Origin of the sequence: Psychrobacillus antarcticus (assembly GCF_029533155.1) — a bacterium.
Lineage (GTDB): Bacteria > Bacillota > Bacilli > Bacillales_A > Planococcaceae > Psychrobacillus > Psychrobacillus antarcticus.
On the sequence record NZ_JAIZDB010000017.1, the window covers coordinates 231,063 to 245,292 of the forward strand.

Below are 14,230 nucleotides of genomic sequence, written 5' to 3' on the forward strand. Positions count from 1 at the left end.
AAATATATTTATTTAACTTTTGAGATCGGAATGTCTTGATACTACTGGGCTCATAACATATTCTAACTTTCAAAACAGATTAAATTAAGTGAAAAATTAAAAAATGATATTGCGATTGTAATAGAACTGTAATAGAATTTAACAATAAGGTAACAATACACAGAAAAATATAAAAATTCGAAATCTAGTATGCTTCTAAATAAATAATTTGATGAGCGATGACTGAAGGGAGTAATACGTTGAACAACTTAGATCAGCTTTTAACGATAAAAGACTTACATACAGGGTTTCGCATAAAAGATACATATTATGATGCGGTGGATGGTGTATCCCTAAGCTTAAGAAAAAATGAAATACTGGCAGTCGTAGGTGAGTCAGGCTGTGGAAAATCTACTTTAGCAACTTCGATAATAGGATTGTACGATCGTAATAAGACAAGGGTTAAAGGTGAAATTCTTTATAAGGGACAAAACCTTGCACTACTGGAAGAGGATAAGCTAAATCATGTTCGCGGCGAAGAAATAGGGATGATTTTCCAAGATCCACTATCAGCCTTAAACCCGTTAATGAGAATTGGGGAGCAGATTGAAGAAGGTCTTATATATCATACTAAAATGACAAAAGAAGAGAGAAAAAACCGTGTTTTAGAACTGTTAAAACAAGTCGGGATACCCAATCCAGAACGAATTGCTAGACAGTTTCCACACCAACTTTCGGGTGGGATGAGACAGCGTGTTATTATTGCGATCGCAATTTCATGTAAACCAAATATTATTATTGCAGATGAGCCGACAACAGCACTAGATGTTACTATTCAAGCGCAGATTCTTGATTTGTTGAAAGAACTTCAAAATGAAACAGGAGCAGGTATCCTATTAATCACCCATGACTTAGGTGTGGTAGCAGAAACAGCAGACCGCGTTGCAATTATGTATGCTGGTCAAATTATTGAAGAGGCTCCAGTGGAAAAGTTATTTGCAAACCCAAGACATCCATACACACGTTCTTTATTAAATTCTATTCCACAAATAAATAGTGAAAACGAAAAACTCCAAGTAATACAAGGGATGGTTCCTTCGTTAGTAAAATTACCTAGAGTAGGATGCAGATTCGCAGATCGTATACCGTGGATTCCAGCAGATGTGCATGAAGAAAACCCAACTTTGCATGAAGTATCTCCAGGTCATCTAGTTAGATGTACTTGTTGGCAACATTTTCACTTCGAAAGTGAAAAAGGAGGTAATTTACTATGAGTTTCATGCAGATTAAAGACCTAAAAGTGCATTATCCAATTCGAGGAGGATTTTTCAATACAGTGGTTGACAACGTTCACGCTGTAGACGGAATAAGTCTAGAATTCGAAAAAGGAAAAGCCTATGGGCTAGTAGGTGAGTCAGGTTGCGGGAAATCCACAACTGGAAAATCTATTATTGGATTAGAAAAAATTACTTCTGGAAGCATCATTTATGAAGGTGAGGATGTTACAAACAAAGTGAGAGGTCGAAATACGGCCTATAATCGAGACATCCAAATGATCTTCCAGGATGCGCATTCGAGTCTTAACCCTCGTAAGCGAGTGCAGGATATAATCGCAGAACCAATTCGAAACTTCTTAAAACTGTCACCTGGTGAGGAAAGAAAAAGAATCAATGAATTGCTTGCGATAGTTGGTATGAGTGAAGAAGCAAGATTAAAATACCCGCATGAATTTTCAGGTGGTCAAAAGCAACGTATCGGTATTGCCAGAGCGATTGCTAGTAACCCTAAACTAATTATTGCAGATGAACCAGTTTCTGCACTCGATTTATCGGTTCAAGCACAAGTTTTAAACTTCTTAAAAGATATCCAGGAAGAGTATGGGTTAAGTTACTTATTTATTTCCCATGATCTTGGAGTTGTTAAACATATGTGTGATAATATTTCGATTATGTACAAAGGACGGTTTGTAGAATCCGGTAATCGGAAAGATATTTATACGAACCCTCAACATATATATACTAAGAGATTACTTTCAGCAATACCGGAAGTCAATCCGAATGATAGAGAAGAACGAAAGAAAATTAGAAGAGCAGTAGAAGTAGATTATCTAACAAATCACCATAACTATTATGATGAAAATGGAAGAGTTTTTGATTTACAACCTGTCTCCGAAACGCATCAAGTAGCAACGAGTGCTCAGAACAAAGGGGGCATATAATATGTGGAAAACAATTATTAGACGTGTTCTTGTCATGATTCCGCAATTATTCGTACTGAGTTTATTAATATTCATAATGGCGAAGTTTATGCCGGGTGATCCTTTTACTGGACTCATTACTCCAGAAACAGATCCAGCTAGAATAGAAGAACTTCGTATCAAAGCGGGTTTCTATGATCCATGGTATGTGCAATATGTGAATTGGATTGGAAACGCCTTTCAAGGGGATTTCGGACGTAGTTACACATTTAACGTCCCCGTTTCCAATTTAATTGGAGACCGTGCGTTGAATACATTATGGTTGGCTTTACTAAGTACCTTTTTATTATATTTAATCGCCATTCCATTAGGAGTATTAGCTGGTAGATTCCAAGATTCTTTCTTAGATAAATCAATCGTATTTTATAGCTTTATCGTATATGCAATACCAACATTCGTTTTAGGATTAATCAATCTGTTCTTCTTCGGATACGAACTCGGTTGGTTCCCAACAAGTGGGACGGTAGATATCAAATACGACTCTGGCACAGCTGGTTACCTCTGGAGTAAGTTTTATCATATTTTATTGCCAGCGATTACGTATGCTTTACTTGCAACTACCGGAGTTATTCAATATTTACGGACAGAAGTTATCGATTCAAAATCGATGGATTATGTTCGGACTGCTAAGAGTAAAGGTATTCCGATCAATAAAGTATACTCTCGACATATATTCCGTAACTCATTGTTACCGATTGCAGCATTTCTAGGTTTCACGATTACCGGTCTTTTAGGCGGATCAATCTTCATTGAAACCATTTTTGGTTATCCGGGTATGGGACAATTGTTCATTCAGTCAGTAAATGGACGAGATTATAGTGTAATTACAGCACTAGTTATGCTTTTTGGATTCTTAACATTATTAGGAAGTCTATTATCCGATATCATCATGAGCATTGTTGACCCTCGAATTAGGATTGACTAACAAAAATAATGGATAAGGAGAGTCCGAATAATGAAAAATACTGAAGCTATTGAACCAACAAAAGAGTTGAAAATAAGCTCTCCGCCTACTGGATTTCAAGTAATAGCGAGAGAATTTATGAAAGACAAATTAGCTATGTTTTCTTTAATATCATTAATCATTGTAATTGGCGGTATTTATATTTGGGCGACTCAAATCGACCAAACTCAGTTAATGCGCATTAGTTTAAGAGACAAACTGGCAGCACCTGGAGATAAGTTTTGGTTAGGTGCCGATAAAGGTGGCCGTGATATTTTAGGTCAACTAATTATTGGTGCGCGAAATTCATTGAACATCGCAATTGCAGTTACAGTAATAACGAGTATTATTGGTGTCGCGATTGGATTGGTAACTGGTTACTTTGGAGGATGGATTGATAACATCTTCATGCGAATCATTGATTTCTTCATAACGATTCCATCGTTAATGATTATTATCGTTTTTGTATCGATTATTCCTAAATATTCGATAATCGAGTTTATCATGATTATGAGTTTATTTCTGTGGGTTGGTACAGCAAGGCTTATTAGAAGTAAAGCACTTTCCGAAAGTAGGAGAGATTATATTAGTGCTTCGAAAACATTAGGAACAAGGAACTTCACTATTATTTTCAAAGAGATGATGCCGAATTTAAGTTCTATTTTAATTGTAGAAATGACTTTGAACTTTGCTGGAAATGTAGGGCTAGAAACAGGGCTATCTTATCTAGGTTTCGGTTTACCCCCTTCAACTCCAAGTTTAGGGACACTTGTAAGCTACGCAAATGATCCATATATTATGGAAAATGCTTGGTGGAACTGGTTGCCGGCATCACTTTTAATATTATTACTTATGTTAGGGATCAATTATGTTGGTCAGGCCATTCGACGATCTGCCGATGCACGTCAACGTCTTGGTTAAAATGGTTATTAGACGCAAGAGCGTTTGATATATAAAAAGAGATAAAAAGGAGGAAAAGGTTATGAATAAAAAGCTTTTAGCTTTATTAGCATTACTGTTAACACTTATGCTAGTTCTTGCCGCGTGTAATTCAGATGATGATTCTGCAAAGCCTGCTGATGAGCCGGATAAGACAGAAGAAGGTACAGAAGAAGATGCAGAAGAGGGTGCAGAGGAAGAAGCAGAACAACCAGCTTCAGATGATTTGTTCTCTGTAGTACTTGAAAATGAAGGAGAAGCTATCAAAGGAGGAACTTTACAAGTTGCACTAGTAAATGATTCTCCATTCCAAGGTATTTTCTCTTATGTACTATATGAAGACGCTTATGATGATGAGATAATGCAATTTGCTAGTAACTCACTTTTTACTACGGATGGAGATTTCCTTCTAAATGATAAAGGTATTGCTTCATTAACAGTGGATGGAGATAATAATAAAGCAACAATTAAAATTAAAGAAGGGGTAAAATGGTCAGATGGAGAACCTCTTAAAATTGAGGACTTAATCCAACCTTACCTGATTATCGGTCACCCAGATTATGCTGGAGTTCGTTATGATTCTGATTTCCAAAATATCATTGGTGCTGTAGAATACCATGATGGAAAAGCAGATACAATTTCTGGCTTGAAAAAAGTGGATGAAACTACTTTAGAAATTTCGTTTAACAAAGTATCACCTGCAATATACTCTGGTGGAGATGGACTTTGGGGCTATGCTGAACCAAGTCATATCGTTAAAGATATTCCTGTTGCTGAATTACTTGAAAATGATGCAGTACGTGTAAACCCAGTTACTTTAGGGGCATTCAAATTCGAGAAAATCGTTCCAGGTGAGTCAGTACAATTTGCACGTAATGAGAACTACTGGAAAGGCCAATCGAAACTTGATGGCGTAATTATTAAAACTGTTCCAAGTGCATCAGCAGCTAAAGCATTAGAAACTGGTGAGTACGATATGGCTCTATCATTCCCAACGAGCGCATATGAAAATGTAAAAGATCTTGAAAATATTACACTTCTTGGTCGTCAAGAATTATACTACTCGTATGTAGGATTTAAATTAGGTAAATATGACACTGAAGCAGGTCTTTCAACTACAAATGAAGCAGATGCAAAAATGGGTAACAAAACATTGCGTCAAGCAATGGGATATGCTTTAGACATCGAGCAAGTTAATGAAGTATTCTACTTCGATTTGCGCGAACGTGCTAACTCTCTAATCCCACCAGTATTTAAATCATTCCATGATGCATCTATTGAGGGATATAACTATGATCCTGAAAAAGCAATTTCCCTATTAGATGAAGCTGGATATAAAGATACAGATGGCGATGGTTTACGTGAAGATCCAAATGGAGAGAAACTTACGATAAAACTAGCTGCAATGTCAGCTGATGAAACACAAGAACAAGTAATCTCTTATTACCTACAAAATTGGGGTGAGGTTGGCCTAGACGTACAATTAGCTACAGGTCGTCTAATCGAATTCAACACATTCTATGATAAAGTACAAGCAGATGATCCAGAAATTGATATCTTTATGGGCGCATGGGGTACAGGTACAAACCCATCTCCAGCTGGATTATACTCTAAAACAGCAGCTTATAACTTCAGTCGTTATACGTCTGAAAAACTTGAAGGATTGTTAACTGACATCGATTCTCCAAAAGCACTTGATTCTAAGTTCCGTTCTGATAAGTTCCGTGAATGGCAAGAATATATGCAAGAAGTTTCTGCTGTAATTCCTATGCAATTCCGTTACGAGTTACGCCCAATTAATGACCGTGTGAAAAACTTTGATTTCAACTACGAAACAGACTTCGATTTAATAGATGTCGAGCTAGTGGCAGATACACCAGTTAAATAATATTTTAAAAAAACCGCTCTTAAACGAAAGTTTAGGGGCGGTTTTTCATATGGTCTTATAAGGATGTGATACTAATAAGATTATTAATATTTTTAATCAGTTATGGAATTGCAGTAATTAGCTGCTCCCACTTAGTTCTATATTTGAATTTCTTAACGCTAGGACATTCATGGAAATCGGTACTTTTCTATATGCTGGAGTCAACTGACTTTCTCCTCTTATGCGTCTCCTTATTATCTATTACCGTGGTCGTCTTCTCCCGAGGCCCATTGCGGCTTCCATCTTAGACAATGTATTATTTGCAATGGCCTGAGCTTTCAATGCACCTAAATCTAGAATTTCATCCAGTTCGGTGGAATTTAGCAACTGCTCATATCTTTCTTGAATAGGTTTAAGATGCTCGATAATAACCTGTGCAACTGAAGCTTTGAAGTCTCCATATCCTTTTCCTTCGTATTTTTGTACAAGTGTTGGAATGGAAACGTCTGTTAAAGCAGATTCAATCGTTAATAAATTGGAAACTCCAGGTTTATTAACTGGATCAAAAGCTACGATGCCTTCTGAATCTGTAACAGAGCTTTTTATTTTCTTTTCAATTTCTTTTGGACTATCCAAAAGACGTATAGTAGCTTTTGCATTGGAATCAGACTTACTCATTTTCTTTAATGGGTCTTGTAATGATTTAATGCGAGCACCATTTTTAGGTAATTGGATTTCAGGAATTGTTAATACTTTGCCGTAGCGTTTGTTAAATCGTTCCGCTAAGTCTCGTGTCAATTCTACATGCTGGGTTTGATCATCACCAACCGGTACGATATCTGTTTGATATAAAAGTATATCTGCAGCCATTAATGGTGGATATGTTAACAATGCAGCAGAAACAGCGTCTTTTCCAGTAGACTTATCTTTGAATTGGGTCATTCTTTCTAATTCCCCGATATAGGAGATACATTGCATAATCCAACCAGCTTGTGCATGAGCAGGAACTTCTGACTGTATAAAAAGTGTAGATTTCTTCGGATCAATACCTACGGCAATATATAACGCTGCTAAGGAACGTATATGATCGCTCAATTCTTTTGGGTCCTGTGCAATTGTAATGGCATGTTGGTCTACAATACAAAACACACAGTTAAAGTCATTTTGTAATGCAGTAAATTGTCTGAAGGCACCGATGTAATTCCCTAAGGTAATAATGCCTGTCGGTTGTACGCCTGAAAAAATTTTCTTCATTTTCAAATCTCTCCTTTTTTTGAGAAAATAAAAAACATCATGCATCCCTATAAAAGGGACGAATGATGTTAAATCCGTGGTACCACCCAGCTTGCTAAAAATAATTAGCCACTCTTCTTCGTAACGTGAAGGAGACGGTATATGCTACTTCACTTTCACATATACTGCTCAGAAGCCCATTCCATTAACCGCATGATCTGTTTACACCAACCACAGACTCTCTTTACATACACCAGTAAATGTACTTTTCTTCCTCAAAGCTCAATTATATAGTTTTGATAATTATATATAGAAGAAAGACAAAAATCAAGCATTCCTAATAACTATAATAGAAGAACAGAGCGAGACACATGCAAAACAAACTGGAAAGACCTAATGCAATAATCGGTTTATGTGGAAAAGAAAATACTTCGGACGGTAAACGCATTTGTTTGGCTTCACTTTTCATATGCTTAGGGGTGAATACTTTTCGTGTACTTTCGGTAAAAAAGTCGAAAAAACCACCTGCAACGACATAAGTCATCAAACCAACAAACGTAATAGTACCACCGACGAAAAAGGACATGTTTATATAAGAGACGAGTTGGAAATTTTTATAAACGGTAAGCATAAGTACGAAAATGACTACTTGGCAACTAAGAAAGTAAATTAATCTTTTTTTCATATTTCACCTCTATCAATTGTAAATTATAAAATAGACATAGAAAATATGCAAAGATTGGTTATTATATTTTTGACAAAAGTACTCCTTTATATTACCAAACATTCACAATTGTTAGGACAATGTAATGATTTTGTCACGCTATTGTAAAAATAAAAGAAAAAAGCCTGTACAAGTGTAAAAGAAAATGTATAATTAACCTTGTAGCGAATTTTTCTGAATATTTAAGGAGGTTATTTTTTTGAAGAATAGCAAAATTGTATGGCTTTTAAGCCTACTGTTAGTTGTTGCTCTTTTCCTAGCTGCTTGTGGTGGCGACGATAAAGCTAAAGAAACAACTACAGACACAGACGAAAAAGAAGGCACAACAGAAGAACCAGAAGTAGCAGCTGACGAGGATCAAGTTCTTAACCTAATCATGACTGCAGAAATTCCAACAATGGATTCAGCTCTAGTAACTGATGCAGTTGGTTTTGATCTACTGAACAACGTAAACGAAGGTTTATACCGTTTGAGTCAAGAAAACATTGCTGTTCCAGCAATTTCTGATGGTGAACCAAAAGTTTCTGAAGATGGATTAGTTTATACATTCACTTTACGTGATTCTAACTGGTCTGATGGTACTCCAGTAACTGCAAACGATTTTGAATATGCTTGGAAACGTGCTATGAACCCAGATACTGCTTCTGAATATGGTCCATACATGATGTCTGGAGTTATCAAAAATGCAACTGCTATCTCCAATGCAGAAATGGAATACACTGAGTTAGGTGTTAAAGCAGTTGATGAAAAAACTTTAGAAGTAACGCTTGAAAAACCAATTCCTTACTTCTTATCACTTATGTCATTCGGAACATTCTTACCACAAAATGAAGCATTCGTTACAGCGCAAGGTGAAAACTACGCGAAAAACTCTGATGCACTTTTATACAACGGACCATTTACTTTAGCTAAATGGGACGGAACAGGTTTATCTTGGCAACTACTTAAAAACGAAGAGTACTGGGATAAAGAAACTGTAAAACTTACTGAAATTAACTATGATGTAGTGAAAGAAACTGCTACTGCAGTTAACCTATATTCTAATGGTGAAAAAGATCGTGCTGGACTATCAGGAGAATATGCAATGCAATATGCTGCTGACCCAGAATTAGTAAAAGAACAAGAAACATCAGTATTCTATTTTAAATATAATCAAGAACGTGTTGGAGAAAAAACTCCACTTGCTAACGTAAATATTCGTGAAGCAATTTCTAAAGCTTTCAACAAAGAAGATTTAGCTACTGTAGTATTAGCTAATGGTTCTACTGCAGCATATTCATTCATTCCTTCAAATTTCGTTTTTGACGAAGAAGGTAATGACTTCCGTGAAGTTAACGGAGATATGGCTGTATTCAATGCAGACGAAGCAAAAACTGCATGGGAAAAAGGTTTATCTGAGCTAGGTGTTACTGAACTTTCTATAGAAATTCTAGGTGGAGACACTGAACTTTCTAAAAAAATGGATGAATACTTTAAAGCTCAATTAGAAGGTAACTTACCTGGATTATCTATTACGCTTAAAGAAGTTCCATTCAATGTTCGTTTAGATCTTGATACTAACCAAGACTACGACATTCAAGTTGCAGGATGGGGACCAGATTACCAAGATCCTTTCACATTCTTAAGCTTATGGGAAACTGATGGCGGTAATAACCAAATGTCATACTCAAACCCTGAGTACGATAAATTATTAACAGACATTAATGGTTCTTTAGCTCTAGATATCCCAGCACGTTGGGAAGCAATGGCTAAAGCTGAAAACATTATTGTTGACCAAGATTTCGCAGTTGGACCAATTTACCAACGTGGATTAATGTTCCTTCAAAAACCATATGTTAAAGGTATAGTTGCTCACCCATTCGGTGGAGATTATAGCTACAAATGGGCATATGTTGAAGGTAAAGACGCAAAATAACAAGTTTTAAAATCTCATAGTTAGAGAGTATATGGTTCCTAAAGGATCCTATACTCTCTTTTTAAATGAATCAGAATTCACAAAATATTTAATATAAATAATTATATTTTGACAACTACACACAATATCTGTTTATATATATTAGTAGTATATTAATCTTATAAAACAATTTTCAGTAGGAGGTGCAAAGATGGCAAAATTCATTACTCGTCGTGTAATTTATATGTTTATTACTTTTTTCCTGATTGCGACGGCTACATTTTTCTTAATGAAGGCGCTTCCAGGATCCCCGATTAGCTCTGCTTCAAAACTATCCCCTACACAACTTGCGATAGTCGAAGCGAAATATGGATTAGATCAACCGATTCCAGTACAATACGCAAAGTATATGTTGAATTTAGCACAAGGTGATTTAGGTAACTCATTTCAATTTAAGAATGCCAGCGTAACAGATTTAATCATAGATCGTTTAGGACCATCTATGATACTTGGAACACAAGGTTTAGTGCTTGGTGTAACATTAGGTATATTATTAGGTATGATTGCAGCGTTAAGACAAAATACTATTTGGGATTACGGTAGTACATTCGTGGCTATCATTGGTATATCTATTCCATCTTTCGTTTTTGCTACATTCCTTCAATATTGGTTTGCAGTTAAGTTGGAACTATTCCCGGTTGCTTTGTGGAAAGATGGCTGGATGTCCAGCGTACTTCCATCTATTGCATTAGCGATGGGGCCACTTGCGACAGCTTCTCGTTTTATACGTACGGAAATGGTTGAAGTTTTAAATTCAGATTATATTACTTTAGCCAAATCTAAGGGTGCCAATGGTTTCGAAGTGGCATTTAAGCATGCTTTTAGAAATGCTTTAATTCCACTAGTAACAGTTTTAGGACCATTAGCAGCTGGATTATTAACAGGTTCTCTTGTTATTGAACAAATCTTTGCAATACCTGGTATCGGTGAGCAATTTGTTAAATCCATTATGGCGAATGACTTCTCTATTATTATGGGAACAACCTTATTCTTCTCAGCATTCTTAATTGTAGTAATATTCTTAGTGGATGTGCTTTATGGTATTATCGATCCACGAATTCGTTTGTCAGGAGGTAAAGATTAATGAAACAAGACTTACAAAAACCACCTGCAGATTCTTTTGAAAGAATAAAAATTGACGCTAGTCATGCGGAGCGAATTACAAAACCGAGTATGAGTTTTTGGCAGGACGCTTGGCTTCGAATTCGCAAAAATAAAGCTGCGATTGTTAGTATGTTCATATTAGCTTTCATTATCATCATGGCCTTTGTCGGCCCACTGATTAGTCCACATGATGCGGAAACACAAACAATTACACATGCAAATTTACCACCAAAGATTCCTGGTTTTGAAAAACTTGGAATAATGGATGGTGTTGGTACACTAGCAGGTAAAGAAGTTGATTTATATGAAATGAAAAAAGTAGATACGTATTATTGGTTTGGTACAGACGGTTTAGGCCGTGATATGTTCTCCCGTGTTTGGGAAGGTACACAAATTTCCTTATTCATCGCTTTCGTGGCAGCTCTAATAGACATGGTTATCGGCGTTGCCTACGGTGGGATCTCTGGTTACTATGGTGGTCGTGTGGATGATATTATGCAACGTATTGTAGAGATTCTATATGGCATACCAACACTTGTAATTGTTATCCTCATGCTTAGCTTCATGGACCCTGGGATAACAGCAATTATTATCGCCATTACCATTACGGGATGGATTGGTATGTCTCGTATTGTACGTGGGCAAGTTTTAAAATTTAAAAACCAGGAATTTGTTTTAGCTTCTAGAACTTTAGGTGCTTCTAATAATCGAATTATTACCAAACATATCCTACCTAATATTTTAGGTATTATTATTATCAATACAATGTTCACGATTCCAACAGCAATTTTCTTTGAAGCATTTTTAAGCTTCATCGGATTAGGTTTACAACCACCTGATGCTTCTTTAGGGACTCTTATTAATGACGGATACAAACTGGTTCAATTCCAACCACATATTCTATTGTTCCCATCAATTATTATTAGTTTACTTATGATTGCATTTAACTTACTTGGTGATGGACTACGTGATGCACTTGATCCAAAAATGAAAGACTAAAAGGAGGAAAGCGAAAATGGAAAAGATTTTAGAAGTAAATGACCTAGAGCTTTCCTTCCATACATTTGCTGGTGAGGTAAAAGCCATTCGTGGCGTTAACTTTGACTTACATAAAGGGGAAACCCTCGCAATTGTAGGAGAGTCTGGTTCTGGAAAATCAGTTACAACTAAGGCAATAATGCGATTATTGCCTGAATCTAGCTCAGAATTTAAAAACGGTCAAATATTATTCAACGGAAAAGATCTTACTAAGCTTACGGATAAAGAAATGCAAAAGATTCGTGGGAAAGATATTTCGATGATTTTCCAAGATCCGATGACTTCTTTAAATCCAACGATGACAATTGGTAACCAAATTATGGAACCAATTCTTAAGCACCGTAAAGTCAGTAAAGCTGAAGCACGTAAAGTAGTGATTGATTTATTGCGTTTAGTTGGTATGCCAAAGCCTGAAGCGCGGATTAAACAGTATCCACATCAATTCTCAGGTGGTCAGCGTCAACGTATTGTAATAGCAATTGCATTAGCGTGTAATCCACAAATTCTAATAGCAGATGAACCCACGACTGCGTTAGATGTAACGATTCAAGCACAAATTTTAGAATTAATGAAGGATCTTCAAAAGAAAATTGATACTTCCATCATTTTTATTACCCATGATCTTGGGGTTGTTGCCAATGTAGCCGATAGAGTAGCTGTAATGTATGGTGGTAAAATTGTAGAGATTGGAACCGTAGATGAAATATTCTATAATCCTCAGCACCCATATACATGGGGCTTACTGAGCTCGATGCCATCTTTGGATACAGAAGTAGAAAAATTGTATGCAATTCCAGGAACTCCTCCTGATTTATTGTATCCTCCAAAAGGTGATGCATTCGCTCTACGTAGCGATTATGCAATGAAAATAGATTTAGAAGAAGCACCACCATTCTTTAAGGTAAGTGATACGCACTCTGCAGCGACTTGGTTGTTACATCCCGATGCTCCAAAGGTTGAGCCACCATTAGCAATTGTAGAACGTATGAAGAAATTCCCTGGAAGTCGCTATTACGAAGGAACAGAAGGAGGTACTTACTAATGGCTGAAAAGTTACTAGAAATCAGAAATCTAAAGCAGTATTTCAATCAAGGTAAGCCTAATGAAGTTCGAGCTGTAGACGATATCAGTTTTGACATTTATAAAGGGGAAACACTAGGACTAGTTGGAGAATCTGGCTGTGGTAAATCAACAACAGGTCGTACAATTATTCGACTGTATGATGCAACAGATGGTCAAGTTATATATGACGGTATAGATGTACATGATAAAAAATCTAAAAAAGATTTAAAATCATTTAATCGTAAAATGCAAATGATTTTCCAAGATCCGTATGCATCTTTGAATCCTCGTATGAAAGTACTGGATATCATTGCCGAAGGTCTAGATATTCATGGACTTGTTAAAAATCCAAAAGAACGTAAAGAACGTGTTGTTGAATTATTAGAAACAGTAGGTTTGAATCGTGAGCATGCAGACCGTTATGCGCATGAGTTTTCTGGTGGACAACGTCAACGTTTAGGTATAGCGAGAGCATTAGCAGTTAACCCAGAATTCATCATTGCCGATGAGCCTATCTCCGCACTAGACGTTTCTATTCAAGCACAAGTAGTTAACTTACTTAAAGAATTGCAGGAAGAAAAAGGGTTAACTTACTTGTTTATTGCCCATGATTTATCGATGGTTAAATACATTTCCGATCGTATCGGTGTCATGTACTTTGGAAAGCTTGTCGAACTAGCTCCTGCAGAGGACCTATACAATAATCCAATGCACCCTTACACACAGTCATTGTTATCAGCTATACCGCTTCCTGACCCAAATTATGAGCGTACTCGTGTGCGTAAATCATACGATCCAGCTTCTCATAATTACCAAGATGGCGAAGAGATTGCAATGCGCGAAGTAACACCTGGACATTTCGTATATTGTTCAGAAAAAGAGTTCACAACATTACAAGCCATTTCAGGTTAACCAATCTAATAAATCGACGGCCATTCAATTGAATGGTCGTTTTTTTAAAAAGATAAGAAAGTATAAAAAAACGGCTCTACAATAAATGTTGGGGTCTACAAAAAATTTAGTGCATAAAAAAATGCACGACATCTTCCAAATCTTTTATACTTGAATTGTCGAGAAACAAGTAGAGATTGGAGATGTGTGCAATTGAATTTTAACATGTTTTTACCAGG

The 14,230-nt window shown here is 36.4% G+C and carries 13 protein-coding genes and 1 other annotated feature; of the genes, 11 read left to right on the plus strand and 2 right to left on the minus strand.

Going from position 1 to position 14,230, the window contains the following annotated elements:
• Positions 1–239: 239 nt before the first annotated feature.
• The 6 genes from LDK52_RS11295 to LDK52_RS20205 all read left to right on the plus strand — a co-directional run bounded on the left by LDK52_RS11295 (position 240) and on the right by LDK52_RS20205 (position 6,293).
• The gene (locus LDK52_RS11295) at positions 240–1,253 is read left to right on the plus strand and encodes an ABC transporter ATP-binding protein (RefSeq protein ID WP_277586070.1); all 1,014 of its coding nucleotides are present in this window, start codon (positions 240–242) and stop codon (positions 1,251–1,253) included.
• Complete coding sequence (locus tag LDK52_RS11300) at positions 1,250–2,197, plus strand: ABC transporter ATP-binding protein (RefSeq protein WP_277586071.1); 948 nt, start codon at positions 1,250–1,252, stop codon at positions 2,195–2,197. The genes LDK52_RS11295 and LDK52_RS11300 overlap by 4 nt, the downstream gene beginning before the upstream one ends.
• Position 2,198: 1 nt before the next feature.
• Positions 2,199–3,161: an oligopeptide ABC transporter permease gene (gene opp4B / locus LDK52_RS11305; protein WP_277586072.1), complete on the plus strand. Its 963-nt coding sequence runs from the start codon at positions 2,199–2,201 to the stop codon at positions 3,159–3,161.
• A gap of 30 nt (positions 3,162–3,191) precedes the next feature.
• Positions 3,192–4,100: an ABC transporter permease gene (locus LDK52_RS11310; RefSeq protein WP_277586073.1), complete on the plus strand. Its 909-nt coding sequence runs from the start codon at positions 3,192–3,194 to the stop codon at positions 4,098–4,100.
• Positions 4,101–4,161: 61 nt separating this feature from the next.
• Positions 4,162–6,006: an oligopeptide ABC transporter substrate-binding protein gene (locus tag LDK52_RS11315; RefSeq protein WP_277586074.1), complete on the plus strand. Its 1,845-nt coding sequence runs from the start codon at positions 4,162–4,164 to the stop codon at positions 6,004–6,006.
• Between the two features lie 65 nt (positions 6,007–6,071).
• Entirely contained in the window at positions 6,072–6,293 is a 222-nt protein-coding gene (locus LDK52_RS20205; RefSeq protein ID WP_479687890.1) for a YuzI family membrane protein, read from the plus strand.
• Here the strand turns inward: LDK52_RS20205 and trpS are convergent.
• Together trpS and LDK52_RS11325 are read right to left on the minus strand one after the other, a co-directional pair.
• On the minus strand, positions 6,247–7,239 hold the full coding sequence (trpS, locus tag LDK52_RS11320) for a tryptophan--tRNA ligase (RefSeq protein WP_277586075.1): 993 nt from the start codon (positions 7,237–7,239) through the stop codon (positions 6,247–6,249). The genes LDK52_RS20205 and trpS overlap by 47 nt on opposite strands.
• A gap of 51 nt (positions 7,240–7,290) precedes the next feature.
• Positions 7,291–7,506: a binding site (T-box leader), on the minus strand.
• Between the two features lie 49 nt (positions 7,507–7,555).
• Positions 7,556–7,903 (minus strand): DUF3899 domain-containing protein, encoded by a 348-nt coding sequence (locus tag LDK52_RS11325; RefSeq protein WP_277586076.1) that lies wholly within the window; start codon positions 7,901–7,903, stop codon positions 7,556–7,558.
• Between the two features lie 238 nt (positions 7,904–8,141).
• On the opposite strand from LDK52_RS11325, the gene LDK52_RS11330 reads away from it, so the two are divergent.
• The 5 genes from LDK52_RS11330 to LDK52_RS11350 all read left to right on the plus strand — a co-directional run bounded on the left by LDK52_RS11330 (position 8,142) and on the right by LDK52_RS11350 (position 14,012).
• Complete coding sequence (locus LDK52_RS11330; protein WP_277586077.1) at positions 8,142–9,857, plus strand: peptide ABC transporter substrate-binding protein; 1,716 nt, start codon at positions 8,142–8,144, stop codon at positions 9,855–9,857.
• A 190-nt stretch (positions 9,858–10,047) separates the two neighbouring features.
• The gene (gene opp3b / locus LDK52_RS11335; protein ID WP_277586078.1) at positions 10,048–10,980 is read left to right on the plus strand and encodes an oligopeptide ABC transporter permease; all 933 of its coding nucleotides are present in this window, start codon (positions 10,048–10,050) and stop codon (positions 10,978–10,980) included.
• Positions 10,980–11,999 (plus strand): oligopeptide ABC transporter permease, encoded by a 1,020-nt coding sequence (gene opp3C / locus LDK52_RS11340; protein ID WP_277586079.1) that lies wholly within the window; start codon positions 10,980–10,982, stop codon positions 11,997–11,999. Before opp3b ends, opp3C begins: the two co-directional genes overlap by 1 nt.
• 16 nt (positions 12,000–12,015) lie before the next feature.
• Positions 12,016–13,080, plus strand: coding sequence for an ABC transporter ATP-binding protein (locus LDK52_RS11345; RefSeq protein ID WP_277586080.1), 1,065 nt, complete (start codon positions 12,016–12,018; stop codon positions 13,078–13,080).
• Positions 13,080–14,012: an ABC transporter ATP-binding protein gene (locus LDK52_RS11350; protein ID WP_277586081.1), complete on the plus strand. Its 933-nt coding sequence runs from the start codon at positions 13,080–13,082 to the stop codon at positions 14,010–14,012. Before LDK52_RS11345 ends, LDK52_RS11350 begins: the two co-directional genes overlap by 1 nt.
• Positions 14,013–14,230: the final 218 nt, after the last annotated feature.